13 protein-coding genes and 2 pseudogenes are annotated in these 17,691 nt (G+C 61.4%); 10 read left to right on the top strand and 5 right to left on the bottom strand.

All coding sequences use genetic code 11. The features are described 5' to 3' along the window. Positions 1 to 27 precede the first annotated feature (27 nt). The 9 genes and pseudogenes from dapD (at position 28) to GT370_RS05495 (ending at position 11,665) form a co-directional block, all read left to right on the top strand. The gene (gene dapD, locus GT370_RS05535) at positions 28 to 852 is read left to right on the top strand and encodes a 2,3,4,5-tetrahydropyridine-2,6-dicarboxylate N-succinyltransferase (RefSeq protein ID WP_008492778.1); all 825 of its coding nucleotides are present in this window, start codon (positions 28 to 30) and stop codon (positions 850 to 852) included. Then, a complete protein-coding gene (gene dapE, locus GT370_RS05530; protein ID WP_008492779.1) occupies positions 849 to 1,946 on the top strand; it encodes a succinyl-diaminopimelate desuccinylase in 1,098 nt (365 codons plus the stop codon). The genes dapD and dapE overlap by 4 nt, the downstream gene beginning before the upstream one ends. Next, positions 1,943 to 2,509: a hypothetical protein gene (locus GT370_RS05525; protein ID WP_008492780.1), complete on the top strand. Its 567-nt coding sequence runs from the start codon at positions 1,943 to 1,945 to the stop codon at positions 2,507 to 2,509. The genes dapE and GT370_RS05525 overlap by 4 nt, the downstream gene beginning before the upstream one ends. Before the next feature lie 102 nt (positions 2,510 to 2,611). After that, complete coding sequence (locus GT370_RS05520) at positions 2,612 to 3,493, top strand: efflux RND transporter periplasmic adaptor subunit (RefSeq protein ID WP_270184019.1); 882 nt, start codon at positions 2,612 to 2,614, stop codon at positions 3,491 to 3,493. After that, complete coding sequence (locus GT370_RS05515) at positions 3,490 to 3,858, top strand: efflux RND transporter periplasmic adaptor subunit (protein ID WP_270184018.1); 369 nt, start codon at positions 3,490 to 3,492, stop codon at positions 3,856 to 3,858. Before GT370_RS05520 ends, GT370_RS05515 begins: the two co-directional genes overlap by 4 nt. Beyond that, positions 3,855 to 6,937, top strand: a pseudogene (locus tag GT370_RS05510) (efflux RND transporter permease subunit). The gene GT370_RS05515 and the pseudogene GT370_RS05510 overlap by 4 nt, the downstream one beginning before the upstream one ends. Beyond that, positions 6,934 to 9,212: pseudogene (locus GT370_RS05505) on the top strand (efflux RND transporter permease subunit); the annotation flags it as partial. The pseudogenes GT370_RS05510 and GT370_RS05505, both read left to right, overlap by 4 nt. After that, complete coding sequence (locus GT370_RS21280) at positions 9,189 to 10,226, top strand: efflux RND transporter permease subunit (protein ID WP_205619763.1); 1,038 nt, start codon at positions 9,189 to 9,191, stop codon at positions 10,224 to 10,226. The pseudogene GT370_RS05505 and the gene GT370_RS21280, both read left to right, overlap by 24 nt. Then, positions 10,223 to 11,665 carry an efflux transporter outer membrane subunit gene (locus GT370_RS05495; RefSeq protein WP_008492785.1) on the top strand — a complete coding sequence of 481 codons (1,443 nt, stop codon included), beginning with the start codon at positions 10,223 to 10,225 and terminating at the stop codon, positions 11,663 to 11,665. Before GT370_RS21280 ends, GT370_RS05495 begins: the two co-directional genes overlap by 4 nt. Positions 11,666 to 11,887: 222 nt before the next feature. On the opposite strand, the gene GT370_RS05490 is transcribed toward GT370_RS05495, so the two are convergent. From GT370_RS05490 to GT370_RS05470, 5 genes are read right to left on the bottom strand one after another with little or no spacing between them, the layout of a single operon-like run. Continuing rightward, the gene (locus tag GT370_RS05490; RefSeq protein WP_008492786.1) at positions 11,888 to 13,852 is read right to left on the bottom strand and encodes an AAA family ATPase; all 1,965 of its coding nucleotides are present in this window, start codon (positions 13,850 to 13,852) and stop codon (positions 11,888 to 11,890) included. A gap of 18 nt (positions 13,853 to 13,870) precedes the next feature. Then, the gene (locus tag GT370_RS05485) at positions 13,871 to 14,611 is read right to left on the bottom strand and encodes a PaeR7I family type II restriction endonuclease (protein ID WP_008492787.1); all 741 of its coding nucleotides are present in this window, start codon (positions 14,609 to 14,611) and stop codon (positions 13,871 to 13,873) included. After that, the gene (locus tag GT370_RS05480; RefSeq protein ID WP_270184015.1) at positions 14,612 to 15,430 is read right to left on the bottom strand and encodes a TaqI-like C-terminal specificity domain-containing protein; all 819 of its coding nucleotides are present in this window, start codon (positions 15,428 to 15,430) and stop codon (positions 14,612 to 14,614) included. It abuts the gene before it with no gap. Between the two features lie 53 nt (positions 15,431 to 15,483). Beyond that, complete coding sequence (locus GT370_RS05475) at positions 15,484 to 16,362, bottom strand: Eco57I restriction-modification methylase domain-containing protein (RefSeq protein WP_270184014.1); 879 nt, start codon at positions 16,360 to 16,362, stop codon at positions 15,484 to 15,486. A 9-nt stretch (positions 16,363 to 16,371) separates the two neighbouring features. Further along, complete coding sequence (locus GT370_RS05470; protein WP_039884708.1) at positions 16,372 to 16,941, bottom strand: recombinase family protein; 570 nt, start codon at positions 16,939 to 16,941, stop codon at positions 16,372 to 16,374. Between the two features lie 154 nt (positions 16,942 to 17,095). Here GT370_RS05470 and GT370_RS05465 point away from each other — a divergent pair, with 154 nt between their 5' ends. Next, on the top strand, positions 17,096 to 17,350 hold the full coding sequence (locus GT370_RS05465; RefSeq protein ID WP_008492790.1) for a hypothetical protein: 255 nt from the start codon (positions 17,096 to 17,098) through the stop codon (positions 17,348 to 17,350). Positions 17,351 to 17,691 lie beyond the last annotated feature (341 nt).

The following is a 17,691-nucleotide window of genomic DNA, read 5'->3' as shown; positions in this document are numbered from 1 at the left end:
GTTCTGTATTTTTTAGGGAATGAAGTTATGAGCACCGCGCTGAAAACCGCCATCGAAGCCGCCTGGGACGACCGGGCCAGCATCTCGCCCGCCACCAAAGGCGAGGTGCGCGATGCGATTGAGGCGGCGCTGGAGCTGCTGGATTCCGGCAAGGCCCGGGTGGCGCAGCCGGGCGAGGGTGGCTGGGTGGTCAATCAGTGGCTGAAGCAGGCGGTGCTGCTCTCCTTCCGCCTGTACCCGAACTATGTGCAGGGCAATGTCGGCGATGCGCCGGTGTTCGACAAGGTGGCGATCAAATTCGCCGGCTGGGATGAGGCGCGCTTTGCCGCCGCCGGCATGCGCGCGGTGCCCGGCGCCGTGGTTCGCCGCTCCGCCTTCATCGCCCCCGGCGTGGTGCTGATGCCGAGCTTCACCAATGTCGGCGCCTATGTCGGTGAGAACACCATGATCGACACCTGGTCGACCGTTGGCTCCTGCGCGCAGATCGGCAAGAACTGCCATATCTCCGGCGGTGTCGGGATTGGCGGGGTGCTGGAGCCGCTGCAGGCGAATCCGGTGATCATTGAGGATAATTGCTTCATCGGCGCGCGCTCCGAGGTGGCGGAAGGGGTGATCGTGGGTGAGGGCGCGGTGCTCTCGATGGGCGTGTTCCTGGGCGCCTCCACCAAGATCGTCGATCGCGAGACCGGCGAGATCATGTATGGCAAGGTGCCGCCTTACTCCGTCGTGGTGCCGGGCAGCCTGCCGGGCAAGACGCCCAGCTCGCCCAGCCTGGCGGCGGCGATCATCGTCAAGCGCGTGGATGCGCAGACCCGTTCCAAGACCTCGATCAACGAGCTGCTGCGCGCGTGATCTCCGCGCCCGCCCTGCTGCGCGATCTGCTGCGCTGCGCCTCGGTGACCCCCGCCGATGCGGGGGCGCAGGGCGTGCTGATCGTAGCGCTACGAAAGCTGGGGTTCGAGGTGACGAGGCTGCGTTTCGGCGAGATCGAGAATTTTTTCGCCGAGCGCAAAGGCCCTGGAAAGCATCTTTGCTTCGCCGGCCATACGGATGTGGTGCCGCCCGGCGAGGGCTGGTCCCACGGGCCGTTCGATGGGGAGGAGCAGGGCGGCGTGCTCTATGGGCGCGGGGCGGTGGACATGAAAGGTGGCATCGCCGCGTTCGTGGCGGCGGCCTCGCGGGTGCCGGGGCATGTCTCGCTGCTGATCACCGGGGATGAGGAAGGCGAGGCGGTGGATGGCACCGTGCGGGTGCTGGACTGGATGCAGGCGAACGGGAAAATCCCGGATTTCTGCGTGGTCGGCGAGCCGACCAGCAAGGCTGTGCTCGGCGATGTGGTGAAGGTGGGGCGGCGCGGCAGTTTGAATGCGGTGATCACCATGCAGGGCCGCCAGGGCCATGCCGCCTATCCGCATCTGGCCGATAATGCCGTGCATAAGCTGATCCCGGTGCTGGCGGAGCTGGCATCGCACAGGCTGGATGAGGGGTCGGAATTTTTCGAAGCTTCGACGCTGCAGATCACCTCGGTCGATGTCGGCAATCCCGCCCCCAACGTGATTCCCGGCGCGGCGGTGGCGAAGCTGAATATCCGCTTCAATGATCTGCATTCCGGCGCCTCGCTCACCGCCTGGTTGAAGGATGTGCTGGCCCGCCACGCGCCGGGGGCGATGTTGCAGGTGAAGATTTCCGGCGAATCCTTTCTCACCCAGCCGGGCGAGGCGATTGCCGCGCTGGTGGGGGCGATCGAGCGCGTCACCGGGGTAACGCCGGACCGCAATACCGGCGGCGGCACCTCGGATGCGCGTTTCATCGCGCGGTTTTGCCCGGTGGCGGAGTTCGGGCTGGTCGGCACCACCATGCATAAGGTGGATGAGGCGGTGCCGGTGGCCGAGCTGGACCAGCTGGCGGATGTGTATGCGGCGCTGATCGAAGGGTTTTGCGGATGATCATGCGCGGTCTGCTGCTGCTGGCGCGCGGCAATGCCAAAGGCATCGAGGAATTCGGCACCGGCGAGGACGCATTTGCCGCTTCGCTGGCGCCGTTGATCGCGTTTCCGCTGGTCGGCGCGCTGCTCAGCCTGGTCGCGGGCGATTGGAAAAGCGCGCTGCTGGGGCTGCTCTCGCGGCTTTGCACCGTGCTGGCGCTGCCTGTGATCACTTACGAATTCGCCCGGCTTTTCGGGCGCCGGGAGCTGTGGCTGCGCACCGCCACGGCGCTGAACTGGTGCTTCTGGCTGGTGCTGCCGGCGATCCTGGTCGCGGCCTTCATCGGCTCGATCCTGGTCCAGTTCGGGCTGAAGATGGACCAGGTGGAGATGGCGGTGCTGGGGCTGATCGGGCTCTATCTGCTGTGGAATCGCTGGTTCGTGTTCCGCAACGGGCTGCAGCTGAATATCTGGCGCGCCTTGCTGGTGCTGCTGGCCAGTATTGCCGTCACCGGCGCCTTCGCCGCCCTGCCTTGGGCCACTGGCCTGCCGCTCGCCTCCACCGAGATCACTTCGCTGCCCTGATCGGGTTACGATTTGTCATCCTGCCGTTAATGTTCGCGCGGGGACAAAGCAGAGCGGAGCCCTTATAGCAACGCACAGGATCTGGAGCAGGAGTGGGCTTTGGTGGCGGTACGCGAAGGGCAGCGCAAGCGCGGCAAGGGGCGGTATGTCATCGCCCTGGTGGTCATTCTCCTGGTGGCCTTCATCTGGTGGCGCCATAGCGGCCATAAGCAGGCCGGGTACCGCCCGGCCGCGCAATCGGTGGTCACCGCCAAGGCCGTCAGCGGGCCGATGCAGGTGACTTTGGATGAGCTGGGCACCGTCACCCCCACCGCCACGGTGACGCTGCTGCCGCAGATTTCCGGCTATATCACCCAGATCGGCTTCACCGAGGGGCAGATGGTCCAGAAGGGCCAGTTCCTGGTGCAGATCGACCCGCGGCCGTATCAGATCCAGCTTGAGCAATATCAGGCGGCGCTGGCCAAGGACCAGGCCAGCCTGGACCAGGCGCGCTCCGATTATGCGCGCTATCTGAAGCTGGAAGCGCAGAACAGCATTTCCGCGCAGACCGTCTCGGACCAGAAATTCACCGTGGCCCAGGATGCGGCGGCTGTGAAATCCGACCAGGCGAATATCGACACCGCCAAGCTCGATCTGGCCTATTGCCATATCACCTCGCCGGTGACCGGGCGGATCGGCCTGCGGCTGGTCGATCTGGGCAATTACGTCACCTCTGGCAGCTCCACCGGGCTGGCGGTGGTGACCACCATCAGCCCGACCACGGTGGAGTTTTCCGTCGCCCAGCAGGATCTGACGCAGATTCTGGAACAGCTCGAACAAGGCCGGACCCTGCAGGCCAGCGCCTATGAGAGCGACGATGTGACCAAGCTGGAGGATGGCACGCTCTCGGCTGTCGATAACCAGGTGAACACCTCCACCGGCATGGTGAAATTGCGCGCCGATTTCGCCAATACGGACAATAAGCTCTTCCCAACCAGTTCGTGAATGTGCATCTGCTGGTGAAGACGCTGCAGAACGCGACCCTGGTGCCCAGCCCCGCGGTGCAGGAGGGCGCGCCTGGCGCCTATGTGTATGTGGTGCAGCCCGATAATACGGTGAAGATGGTGCCGGTGACCACCGGCCCGACCGATGGCATCAACACCGTCATCACCAAGGGGGTGAGTCCGGGCGATGAGGTGGTGGTGGATGGCGTCGACCGGCTGACCGATGGCAGCAAGATCACCCCCTCGGGCAGCGAAACGGTGACCACCAACGGGGCGCCGGAGGCCATCGCGCCCAGCCAGGCGCCATCCGGCAAGCCAGGTGGCTGGCATCATAAGAAACAGAACGGCCAGGCCGCCGGCCAGTGAACCCCTCCCGGCTTTTCATCCTTCGGCCGGTCGCGACATCGCTGCTGATGATCGCCTTCGTGCTGGTCGGGCTGGTGGCGTTCCAGTATCTGCCGGTCGCGGCCCTGCCGGATGTGAATTACCCCACCATCGAGGTGGAGACCTTCTATCCCGGCGCATCGCCGGATGTGGTGAGCACATCGATCACCGCGCCGCTGGAGCGCCAGCTGGGCCAGATGCAGGGGCTCAACCAGATGTCGAGCCAGAGCTCGGCCGAGGCCTCGGTGATCACGCTGCAATTCGATCTGTCGCTGAGCTTGGATGTGGCCGAGCAGGAGGTGCAGGCGGCGATCAACGCGGCGGGAAATTTGTTGCCGAGCGATCTGCCGGCGCCGCCGATCTATAACAAGGTCAACCCGGCCGACGCGCCGATCATGACGCTGGCGATCACCTCGAAGACGATGAACCTCATCGATGTGCAGCGTCTGGTGAATTCACGCCTGGCCTCGAAAATTTCCGAGATTTCGGGGGTCGGTCTGGTCAGCCTCGCGGGCGGCAATGAGCCGGCGATCCGCGTCGAGGTGAACCCGCAGGCGCTCGCCGCCTATGGCATTTCCATCGACAATGTCCGCACGGATATCGCCAATCTCAACGTCAATTCGCCGAAGGGCAGTTTCTCCGGCCCGGTGCAGAATTACACGATCAACGATAACGACCAGATCACCGACCCCGCGCAATATAACAAGCTGGTCATTGCCTATAAGAACGGCACGCCGGTTTTCCTGAAGGATGTCGCCAAGGTGGTCTCCGCGCCGGAAAATGCGGAGCTGGGCGCCTGGGTGAACAGGACGCCGGCGATCATCCTGAATGTGCAGCGCCAGCCGAACGCCAACGTGATCAAGACGGTGGATGCGATCAAGCGGGCCTTGCCGACACTCACCCAAGGGCTGCCGCCGGCGATGAATATTCAGGTGGTGAGCGACGGCACCATTTCCATCCGCGCCTCCGTGCGCGATGCCGAGTTCGAGCTGCTGCTTTCCATCTTCCTTGTCGTCGCCGTGATCTATCTGTTCCTGGGCAGTTTGCGCGCGACGGTGATCCCCTCGATCTCCGTGCCGGTCTCGCTGATCGGCACGCTGGCGGTGATGTATCTCTGCGGCTACTCGATCGATAATCTCTCGCTGATGGCGCTGATCGTCGCGACCGGCTTCGTGGTGGATGACAGCATCGTGATGATCGAGAATATCGCCCGCTATCTGGAGTTGGGCGAGAGCCCGATGCAGGCGGCGCTGAAGGGGGCGGGGCAGATGGGCTTTACCATCATCTCGCTGACCGTCTCGCTGATCGCGGTGCTGATCCCGCTTCTGTTCATGGGCGATGTCACCGGGCGGCTGTTCTCCGAATTCGCGGTGACGCTGGCGGTGACCATCGTGATTTCGGCGGTGGTGTCGCTGACTTTGGTGCCGATGCTGTGTTCGCGGATTCTGCATGAGCATGCGCAGGAAAAACCCGGGCGCATCGCGCTCTGGGCGGAGCGGCAATTCGCGCGTATCGTCGCCGCCTATGGGCGCGGGCTGAGCTGGGTGCTGGCGCATGCGCGCCTCACGCTGGCGCTGTTCATCGCCACGCTGGCGCTGACCGGCTTGATGTATGTGTTCATTCCGAAAAGCTTCTTTCCGGTGCAGGATACCGGGCAGATCCAGGGCATCAGCCAGGGGGCGCAGAGCACCTCTTACGCGGCGATGGCGCAGCACCAGCAGCAGCTGGCGGATGCCTTGCTGAAAGACCCGGATGTGGTCAGCCTGACCAGCTATATCGGCGTGGATGGCACCAACACCACGCTGAACCAGGGCCGCTTCCTGATCAATCTGAAACCCAAGAGCGAACGCAGCCTCTCCGCCAGCGCGCTGATCCCGCGCCTCAACCGCGCGGTGGCGGGTGTGCCGGGGATTTCGCTATACCTGCAGCCGGTGCAGAGCCTGACTTTGGATACCAGCGTCTCGCCGACACAGTACCAATTCGTGCTCGAGGACCCGAATAGCGGGGATTTCACCAGCTACGTGCCGAAGCTGTTGGCGGCGCTGCAAAGCCTGCCGCAGATCACCGGTGTCGCCAGCGGGCTGCAGGCTTCGGGCAACTCGGTTTATATCGACATCAACCGCGCCAATGCGGCGCGCTACGGCATCACCCCGGCGACGGTGGATAGCGCGCTCTATGATGCCTTCGGCCAGCGCATCATCTCCACCATTTTCACCCAGAGCAACCAGTTCCGCGTCATCATGGGCGTGCCGGCGGATAAGATGACCTCCATCGCGTCGCTGGGGAATATCTATCTGCCCTCCTCCTCTTCGACCGGCGGGATGGTGCCGCTTTCGGCCATCGCCAGCTTCAGCGTGCGCAAAGTGCCGCTGGTGGTGGAGCATCTGGGACAGTTCCCGGCGACCACCATCTCCTTCAACGTCGCGCAAGGGGCGACGCTGGGGAGGCGGTGAATGCGATCAAGCGGGCGGAGACGCAGGTGAAGCTGCCGACCGCGATGCAGACCTCCTTCCAGGGGGCGGCGGCACAGTTCCAAAGCTCGCTCTCGAATGAGGTCTATCTGCTGATCGCGGCGATCATCGCGGTCTATATCGTGCTGGGCGTGCTCTATGAGAGCTTCGTGCATCCGGTGACCATTCTCTCGACACTGCCATCGGCGGGCATCGGCGCGCTGCTGTTCCTGTGGCTGGCCGGCGACGGGCTGGGGGTGATCGGGATTATCGGCATCGTGCTGCTGATCGGCATTGTGAAAAAGAACGCGATCATGATGATCGATTTCGCTTTGCAGGCGCAGCGCCATGAGGGCAAAGCACCGCGCGAGGCGATTTATGAGGCGGCCTTGCTGCGCTTCCGGCCGATTTTGATGACGACGCTGGCCGCCTTGCTGGCCGGGCTGCCGTTGATCTTTGGCGGCGGCATGGGCTCTGAGCTGCGGGCACCTTTGGGGCTGGCCATCGTCGGCGGTCTGCTGGTCAGCCAGGTGCTCACTTTGTTCACCACACCGGTGATCTATCTCGCCTTTGAGGCTTTGGCGGTGCGGCTGCGCGGGCAGCGCGCATGAATATCCCGGCGATCTTCATTCGCCGGCCGGTGGCCAGCATCTTGCTGACCATCGGCATCGCGCTCTCCGGCATGCTGGCCTTCACCCGCATGCCGGTGGCGCCGTTGCCGAAGATCGCCTTTCCGACCATCCAGGTCATGGCGCAGATGGCCGGCGCCAGCCCGGACACCATGGCCTCCACCGTGGCTGCACCGCTGGAGCGCCATCTCGGCGCGATTGCGGATGTGACGGAGATGACCAGCCAATCCGGCATTGGCAGCACGCGCATCACGCTGCAATTCGGGCTGGACCGCAACATCAACGGGGCGGCGCGCGATACCGAGGCGGCGATCCAGGCGGCGCGGGCGGATCTGCCGACCAGCCTGCGCGCCAACCCGACCTATCATGAGTTCAACCCGGCCGATATTCCGATCATGGTGCTCGCACTCACCTCGGATACGATGACGGCGGCGCAGCTCTATGATTCCGCCGATACCGTGCTGGAGCAGCAATTCTCCCAGGTTTCCGGCGTGGGCGAGGTGGAGCTGGGCGGCTCGGCGCTGCCGGCGGTGCGGGTGGAGCTGCAGCCGGGGAAGCTGGCGCAGTACGGCATCGGGCTGGAGGATGTGCGCGCCGCCCTCGCCGGCGCCAACGCGAATGCGCCAAAAGGCTATTTCGATGTCGGCCCCAACCGCTATCAGCTCTACACCAACGACCAGGCGACGACGGCGGCGCAATATCGCGGTCTGGTGATCGCCTATCGCAATGGCCAGGCGGTGAAGCTCTCCGATGTCGCGGATGTGCAGAACTCGGTCGAGAATACCCAGAATGCCGGCTATTATAACGGCAAGCATGCGGTGCTGGTGATTGTCCATGCCACGCCGGATGCGAACATCATCAACACCGTCGATGACATCAAGAAGCTGCTGCCGAGCTTGCGGGCGGCCTTGCCGCCTTCGGTGCATATCGGCGTGGCGATGGATCGCAGCCAGTCCATCCGCGCCGCCGTGGACGATACCGAGCGGACCTTGTTCATCGCCGTGCTGCTGGTGGTGGGGGTGGTGTTCCTGTTCCTGCGCTCGCCGCGCGCCACGCTGATCCCCGGGCTGGCGGTGCCGGTCTCGATCATCGGCACCTTCGGTCCGATGTATCTGCTGGGTTTTTCCATCGATAATCTCTCGCTGATGGCGCTGACCATCGCCACCGGCTTCGTGGTGGATGACGCGGTGGTGGTGGTGGAAAACACCATGCGGCATCTGGAAGACGGGATGAGCCCGCTGGATGCGGCGCTGAAAGGCGGCGCCGAGGTCGGTTTCACCGTGCTCTCGATGAGCCTCTCCTTGATCGCGGTGTTCGTGCCGATCCTGCTGATGCCGGGGCTGCTTGGCATGTTGTTCAGGGAGTTCGCGGTGACGCTGTCGCTGGCGATCATCATCTCGCTGATCGTCTCGCTGACCATCACCCCGATGCTCTGCGCGCTGCTGCTGAAGCCGCCTTCACATGAACCAGGGCGCAAGCGGCGGGTGCTGGATGCGATGGAGCGCGGCTTCACCGCCGCGCGCGATGGCTATGAGCGCTCGCTGCGCTGGGCGCTGCGCCATGCGCGGCTGGTCGGGTTCGGCTTCCTGGTCACCATCATCCTCAACCTGGTGTTGTTCGTGCTGGTGCCGAAAGGCTTCTTCCCGAGCAGGATACCGGGATGATCATCGGCAATATTCAGGCCGATCAATCCACCAGCTTCGCGGCGATGTCGGCGAAGCTCAAGACGGCGCAGGCGATCATCCAGAAGGACCCGGCGGTGGCCTCGGCGGCGGGGTTTACCGGCGGGCGCTCGACCAATACGGCGATGATGTTCATCACGCTGAAGCCGCTCAGCGAACGTCATCTCTCGGCCACCGCCATCGTCGCCCGGCTGCGCCCGCAGCTGGCGAAAATTCCCGGCGCGCAGACTTTCCTGGTGCCGGCACAGGATTTGCGCGTTGGCGGGCGGCAGAGCAACGCCGAATATCAATACACATTGACCAGCGATGATGCCGCGACGCTGCAGAGCTGGGTGCCGAAGATCGTCGCCGCGCTGAAGCAGGACAAGGCGCTGCTGGATGTGAATTCGGATATGCAGACTGGCGGGCTGGAGACCGACATCAAGATCGATCGCGCCCAGGCCTCGCGGCTGGGGCTGACGCCGCAGCAGATCGACGCGACCTTGTACGACGCATTCGGCCAGCGGACGGTCTCCACCATCTATAACGAGCTGAACCAGTATGAGGTGGTGATGGAATTCGCCCCGCAATACCAGCAGACGCCGAATGATCTGAAGCGCATCTATGTGAGCACCTCAGGCGGCAGCGCCAGCGGCACCAGCGCCACCCAGCTCGCCGCCGGGGCGGTGAGTGCCAGCACCACCAGCACCAGCGCGAGCAGCCGCACCAGCAGCGTGGCGCTGGACAGCGCCACCAATGCCGCCATCAATTCGATTTCCGGCAGCAAGAGCGCCTCCTCCGGCACCGCGGTGAGCACCAACAAGGAAACCATGGTGCCGCTTTCGGCCTTCGCCACGGTGACGCCGGGAACCACACCGATCTCGGTCAATCATCAGGGCGGGCAGCTGGCGGCGACGATCTCCTTCTCGCTGCCCGGCGGCACGGCGCTGGGCAGCGCGGCGGCGGAGATCCAGAAGACGATGAGCAATCTCGATGTGCCGCTGAGCATCAAGGGCAGTTTCGCCGGCACCGCGGCGGCGTTCAAATCCTCGCAATCCTCCGAGCCGCTGATCATTCTGGCGGCGCTGGCGGCGGTCTATATCGTGCTGGGCATTCTCTATGAGAGCACGATCCATCCGCTGACCATTCTCTCCACCATTCCCTCGGCCGGCATCGGGGCGACGTTGTTCCTGCTGATGTTGAACACGCCGCTGACCATCATCGCGCTGATCGGCGTGATTTTGCTGATCGGCATTGTGAAGAAGAACGCGATTTTGATGATCGATTTCGCCCTGGCGCTGCAGCGTGGCGAGGGGATTGCGCCGGAGGAGGCGATTTTCCGCGCCGCCTTGCTGCGCTTCCGGCCGATTTTGATGACCACCTTCGCCGCCGTGCTGGGGGCGTTGCCGCTGGCCATCGGCATCGGCCAGGGGGCGAGTTTGCGCCAGCCGCTGGGGCTGACCATCATTGGCGGGCTGCTGGTGAGCCAGGCGCTGACACTTTACACCACGCCGGTTCTGTATCTCTGGCTGGAACGGCTGGGCACGACATTGCGCGGCGGGCGGGACAAGGCCGCGCCGCGTTCAGGTAGCATTGTGGAGGCGCCATGAGGCGGATTGCGTTCATCGGCCTGTTTGCCCTCTCGGGCTGCATGGTTGGGCCGAATTACCAGAAGCCGAAGCTGGCGGTGCCCGCCGGCTACAAGACCGCGCCGGGCTGGGTGCGGGCGCAGCCGGCGGATGGCGCGCCAAAAGGCCAATGGTGGCGGAATTTCCAGGACCCGACGCTGGACAAGCTCGAAGCCCAGGTGGCGGTGAACAACGCCGCGCTGGCGGCGGATTTCTACGCCTACCAGCAGGCGGTGGCGCTGGCGCAGGAAGCGCGCGGCAGCCTGTTCCCGACGCTAGCACTCACCGGCAGCGCCACGCGCAGCGGGCAGGGGGGCAGCTCCGGCGGTGCCGGGCTTTCCAGTGGGCCGAAAACCTCCGGCACCTTCGAGGGGCAGGCGAGCTGGACGCCGGATATCTGGGGCAAGATCCGCCGCCAGGTGCAGAGCAATGTCGCCGCCGCGCAGGTGAGCGCGGCCGACCTCGCCAATGCCACGCTGAGCGCCCAGGCCAGCTTGGCGCAGGATTACGTGTATCTGCGCACGGCGGATGCGAATATCGCGCTGCTGAACCAGACCATCGCCGCCTACCAGGATAGTCTGCGGATCACCCAGAACAAATATAACGCCGGCACGGTCTCGCAAGCCGACGTGCTGACGGCGCAAACGGAGCTGGATGGCGCGCAGTCCAGCCTGATCTCCGAGCAGGCGACGCGGGCGCAATATGAGCACGCCATCGCGCTGCTGACCGGGCATGCGCCTTCGGATATCTCCATCCCGGACGGGCAGCAGATCGCCAGCGTGCCGGTGGCGCCGCCGCAGGTGCCGAGCACGCTGCTGGAGCGCCGGCCCGATATCGCCGCCGCCGAGCGTGCCATGGCCGAGCAGAATGCCAATATCGGCGTGGCGGTGGGGGCGTATTACCCGGATCTCAGCCTCTCGGCGCTGGGCGGGTTTTCGGCGACGCCGATCGGCGCGCTGTTCAGCGCCTCCAACGCGCTGTGGTCGCTGGGCGCCTCGGCGACCGGGGATTTGTTCGAGGGCGGGACGCGCGCGCAGGCAGTGGCGGCGGCGAAGGCGGGCTATCTGGAGAGTGTCGAGACCTACCGGCAGACGGTGCTGAGCGCCTTCCAGGCGGTGGAGACGGATCTCTCCAATCTGCAGATCTATGCGGCGCAGGCGCAGGTGCAGGCGCGGGCGGTGGCGGAAGCGCAGCGTGCCGCGCAGATCGCGCTGAATGAGTATCGCGCCGGAACGGTTGATTACACCACGGTGGTCACGGCGCAGGTGACGCTGCTCTCCGACCAGCAGACGGCCCTGTCGATCCAGCAAAGCCGGCTGCTGGCCAGCATCGCGCTATATGCGGATCTGGGCGGCGGGTTCGAGGCCAAGGACCTGCCGAGCGCGGCGACGATTCAGAGCGGGCTGCCGTTTGCGCCGTGAATAAAAACGGGCCGGGAAGGATGTCCCCGACCCGTTCTGTTTAGGGCTGAATCATTCCCACTCGATTGTAAACATGCCAAAATAACTTTTGTTTTTCAACATATTGCAAATCGCCCCGCACAAACTACCACGAAAAATACCACGCTTACAATCTGAAGCGCCAAGCCGGGCGACACGACGATGTTACGGCGCAAGCGCATGTCGAACTGGCATAATGGCAGCCTATTTCAGCAGCGCATTAAGGTGCTTGAAGGCGGCCTCGAAGCGGTCCTTTGTGGCATCTGAAACATCCTTCCAGAGCATGGCCACGTTCTCCGAAAAATAGCGGGCGGGGCGGTAGTGGCCGAACGCGCCAGCTTTAAACGGATTGGCTTGGAGATAGGTTTCGATGGCGCGCAACGTGCGTGGCTCCTTGGCGTTCAATGCTGTGGATGGAATCGGCGAATTCAATTCCTTGACGAACTCGGCATTGACAAGGCGCACATAGAAATCTCGCTCGAACATATCTTCCACGTCCGCCTCATTGGTCCTGGCAAAGTCAGCGTAAGTGGCTACCTGCTTCTTCTTGAGTAGCTTTTTCTTATAGAGGTCTTCGATCAACGCGCGGTCACTGTTCTGGATATCGAGTAGCGTGGCAACGTTCATTCCCTTCTGTGGGGCGAGCAGCGAAACGAAAGCTGGAACCTTGCCGCTGCCACCCGTGGGTGTAATCACCCAATCCTCGGAGAGACCCGTGCGGCCCTCGCGCTCAAGCTGGGCGGACATGGCCCGCAAGAACAACATGTCGGCTGGGCCTTCGACCACAAGCGAATTAGGGCCAATGAACAGCGTCTGCTGAATCTCGTAACCGAGCGCACCTTGCAGCGGAAACAGGCTGTCGTCGGTGGCGTCGAATATGTTGGTAAGAACCTTCGTGCCGTCCTGATCCTTGGGTAGCGGCTCCTTCGCGTCGATGCCCAAATCTTGTACGATCCGCACCCGCTCGAATTTTGTGGGATCGATCATAAAGGGCGAATGGGTGGTGTAGATCAGTTGGTGGGCGGACAACTCCGCCTCAAAGTACTTGAGAAGGTCGGCCTGCGCTCGCCCATGCAGCGAAAGCCCAGGCTCATCGAGCAACAGAATAACGTTCTGTTTCTGACGTTTAATATCCTCGTACCAAGCGAGAAATGAGAAGAACCAGACAAAGCCGCGCGAACGTGTGCGCAGTGGAGTATGCGCCCAATGCACGGTGTCATACACTTCTCCCCAGACATTAATACCTTGCCGCATGTTTTCTGGGTCTTCGGGTTTGGCATCGCGCACGTCGAACCGCATTTGGATGTGGCGATTCTGGGACCAGTATTTGACGATCCGGTTAGTAAGGTGGTTTCCGGCTCCTTCAAGCTTGTTTTTCAGTTTGGTGGTGTTCTTCGTTTCGACAAGCTTCCTGTGATCGAGGCGCGCAAGATTGATCAACCCCAGCAGCGGATAATCAGAATCCTCAAGATTCTTGGCGTTCTCACGAGCGATCAGGGCGTTGAGATTGGCTTGTCCCTCCATCTGATAGTATTCGTCGAAGTACAAAAACTTTGGCGCGCGAGGCCAAATCAACGAATTGAAGATATAGTGACTAAGGCCATTTTGGCGGACCTTAGCCACAAGCTCCTTCAGCCCATTGACAGCGCCGGTAGCTTCCGCCGCATCAAGCGCAGCAGCAAATGTATTCCAGTCGGCGGCCCCGGCGAGCGCAGTCTTGAGGTCGTCCGGCAACGCCGGATTGTCAGCAAGGTGTTTACGCGCAGCAGAGTCGTCCGTTACCAAGCAGAATCTGCTGTTGGCTTTGCCGTAATAGGTTTTGCGGGTGAAGGTGTTGCCTTGGAGAACCTGGGGCCCGAAAATCGAAGTGACGGCCTCCGCATCCTCCGCATCAAGTTCATAAAGGCACTCAACGACAACCGCCGCGTCGCGGTCCTCGTTCTCGACGGCAAAGCGGTAATCCTCGACCTCGCGCTTGGGATAGTCATAGGTCTCATCGAACACCGCATCGGCAGGAATAATGGGATTCGTGCGGTAAAGCGCCGTCAGAAGGGTTGTCTTTCCGGCCTCGTTCTTGCCGACAAGACAAGTGGTCTGGCCGTCCACCCTTATCGGTCCGGAATCCCATATGCTTCGAAACTCCCGGACAGTATATTCGCTCAGCTTCATCCATCCCCCCTTGTGTTATCAGCCCAACCGTGCCGCCTCTGCTGCGACGTGACCGGCCAAAGCAGCTACAAACGTCTTGAGGCTGGTCATAGATGACATTTCAGTGAAATGCCCGGTATTCACTGCGCTGCGCTCCGCAGCAATGACGGCGGCAGTAGTGTACAACTGCTCCTGTACCAATCGTTGACACAGCAGATCGTACCGCTTGAGATAGGATGCACCCTTGAACTCCTCGAACACTGGAAAGTGTGGCGAAGAGTCCTTTACAGCCCTGCGGGATTCTGGCGCATCCTCGACCATCATTAGCCACCCAACGAAGGGACGTGGTTGCTTGCCGAATGCCTCCTCCCGGAACGCCGTCCAGAGGTCATGTGCAGTTCCAATGGCTTCCTCGGTTCGGTTGTTGAAGTTGTTGCCGAACGATGGACCCACATGGCTTTTCAACTCAACGGCGGCAATCAACTCGTTCTTGTAGATCACCAAGAGGTCCCACAACTTGGTCGGTCGGAAATAGCCAGGCAGGGTCAGCATTGCGCGGTTTTGATAAAACTCGGCATGGGCTAGCCCGTTGGCTTTGATAATATCCAGCACCAACGCCAAGAATCCATCCATGTTCTTACCGGCAGTGACGCCTGCGCGTTCACCTTGATCGGCCTTACCCGACTCAATTTGCTTTTGCCTTGCTGCTTCGCGATTGCCCCAGAATGCTTTCACGGCCTCGCTGGATTTCCGTTCATAGTTGACAAGGTCGAGTGCCATTTATTCTCCATTGCCTCCGAGAGCGGAGCGTTCGTCGTGGCTGAGGCCATAAAGCTTGAACACCGCTCGGTTGCATGCTTGCATGTCCCGCTTGATGGCAGCCTCGGTCAGTTCACGGCGCAGGGGTTTGGATACATCAGCCCATAAAGGTATGCGAATACGACGCAAGTACTGCGCTTGGAAGCGCAAGAACCCACCACGCATTTTTGTTGAATATGTCGCAACGAACAAACGAGAGACGGCAGATAGCAGCACCGCCTGTAGTGCCCGCAAATTCCAGTCATCCGATATGACGTAGTAGAGGTTGTGGTGGGGATAGAGCGTGCCATTTTCGAAGACGACATTCGCCTTACCCTTGATGTCAGGGATCAGAAGCTTTGGCCTCGCGGCTAATGCAGGCGTGATACGGTCAATCGTGCGATACCAATTAGCTGGAATTTTTTGAGCGCAGTGACGTCCGGCAATCGCTTCTCGCCGCGCCTCAAGGTAACGGCGCAGGCGTGGATACTCACGTAAATCAACCAGCCCGCCCGGTTCTGCAAATGGGTTTATGACTCCCTGACCGCGCCACTTTACTTCTCCAGTCATGATGTCCTTGGTTGTCACCAAAGGCAGCTTTCGATCTGGCTCTACGTCGAGTGCCTCGAAATCCCCTATGAAGGCTTTATCAGCGCCGGTCGCGACACCGATCCCGACTTTTGCGCCTGCCTCTTCTAGCGAGGGGAAAGCACCTTCCAACCGGCGAATGAGAGCCATTTGGTCCGCCGACTCCAACAGCCACGGCTCAGAACCATTAGCGACACCCGCAAGCTCGCGCACCGAACCACTTTCTTTGGGCAACTCAGCGACGGTAAGCAAACTAGCCAGCGTGGTCAGCGTTGCGCGGTCGATGGCCGGACGGTGAGCGATGCGCGTTGCCCCGGCGCCTCGCGGCTGATGATGGTAATAGCCGGGTATGCAACTACATCGGAATGAAAGGCTGGTGTATCCACCATATCCACATAAGCCTTCATGTGGAATTTGTTGGCGACGAGACTGCGCAGTGGCCCACCATAGCGGTTTTTCATCCAGCGATCCGCGCAAATGAAGCCCAAGGTGCCTCCATCTGACAAGACTGACAGTGACCGTTCAATGAAGGGAATATAGATATCGGCCCGATCATACATCGTCGTATAACGGTTGCGGTATTCGGCAAGAAGTGGTGCTGGTATCAGTTCCTGCCGAACATAGGGCGGGTTGCCCACGACAAAGTCGAATTGTCCGTCCAACGGCGCTCGCAAGAAATCGCCCTGCGACAACCAGAAATTTGCCAGCGCAGTGGCGGCATTCGCAGCAATACCATTCTGCCTGAGGGCTGCGATAACGGCAGTTCGAGTGCGGTGAAAAGTGCTGTGATGTAGTTCTACCGCCCGGATCGCATTAGCCAGATCATCCAGCGCCGAGCTGTGTGGCCTTACTGCTCGCCATGCAGCCAATAGTCTCTTGATAATCGGCAGCAAGAAGTCGCCACCACCAAATGACGGCTCCAAAAGTCGCTTTTCGTGAAGTGGTTGATCCTCTGTGTAGCCAGCTAGATCGAGAATAAAATCAACCACCTCAGCGCGCGTGAAAATGGCCCCGCGTGCATCTCCCTCGCTTTCTGTCGCCAACGCTTCAGTTGCCGCCGTAACAGGACACACAGACGCCACAAGTGACGTAGGAGCAATTTGAATAGGCGCGTTTTCGATGACTCGTTCTAGCTGTCGTCTCATTCTAAGTTCCTAGTGGCGTGCCGTTATGACACCGACGTGCTTGTAAAGGGTGGTCCGGGACACGCCATAGCGGCGAGCCACGTCAGCAACCTGAATATCAGGATCGCGCAGCAACGCCTTAATCTCACGCACCTGCTGATCGTCCAGTTTTGGTTTCCGACCGCCAACCCTGCCTCTAGCTCGCGCGGAAGCAAGACCGGCCTTGGTGCGCTCTCGGATCAAGCCTCGCTCGAACTCAGCCAGCGCAGCAAAAACGTGGAAGACCAACTTGCCCGCTGCACTGCCTGTCTCGATCTTCTCCGCCAAACTCTCGAAGCCCACACCTTGCTGCTCAAGCTCGGCCACGATCTGAACGAGATCGGGCAAACTGCGGCCAAGCCGATCCAGCCTCCAGACGACAAGGGTATCCCCAGCCCGCAGCGCCTTCCGGCACTGCTCAAGCTCCGGGCGGGCGGCGTTCTTCCCGCTGGCCGCTTCCTCATAAATCACGCCGCACCCAGCCTGCGTGAGAGCATCCCGTTGCAGGTCGAGGTGCTGATCATCTGTGGACACCCGAGCGTATCCTATGCGTTGATTCATTGACGCAACCAGAACATTGAAAACTTGACGAGTATGTTAACACCTATGGGCCGATTCGGGTAACCCCAGTAGGCTATTCTAGTAGTGTCCAAAAAACCACCGTTTTCTGGACGCTGGACCAAGCGGCTCACCGCCGATACCTTGCCTCAGGCGAATGGAATACCAGCAGATGAAAACCGTGGAGCCGAACAGTATGGACGACGCCAACGATGAGCTTTGGCATGACCTCTTGCACGCGCTTCAGCATGACGATGGAGCCGCCGCCAAGGAACACCTACAGGCCGGATTCCCGATCTACTACGTCAAGGACGACACCCCGGCGGGCTTGCTCATCAAAGAGCATCCGAACGGTCGGCGTGAACTGGTGCGGTTCAATAGGGCCGGAGATGAAGTCATCCGGGCGCTATGAGCCGCCCGCAGCTTTGGGTTATCGCCGGGCCGAATGGCGCGGGAATTGTATTGTGCAATCCAAAAGCATGTTCGTGGTTTCACACACGGCCGTTTCAGGGACAAAATCTACCCTATACGCCGTATCGAATGTACGCATCTTTCTGATTTTATTATGAAAATCTCTTGGCTTTGATGGCCGTGTGTGAAACCACGAATTACCGTGGGTAAAACCACGAAGGACGCGAAGACGTGCCACTCGGACGTTGCCCCCCTCGGAAGGTCAGTGAGGCGACTATTTGACGGCTCGCCCCATAATTCCCGATAGCTCAGCCTGCATGGTCCGAAACTCGGTCATCATCT

This window comes from Acidocella sp. MX-AZ03, from assembly GCF_027626035.1.
Classification (GTDB): domain Bacteria; phylum Pseudomonadota; class Alphaproteobacteria; order Acetobacterales; family Acetobacteraceae; genus Acidocella; species Acidocella facilis.
Note: the sequence above shows the minus strand (reverse complement) of the source record. Positions and strands in the feature narration are given on the sequence as shown.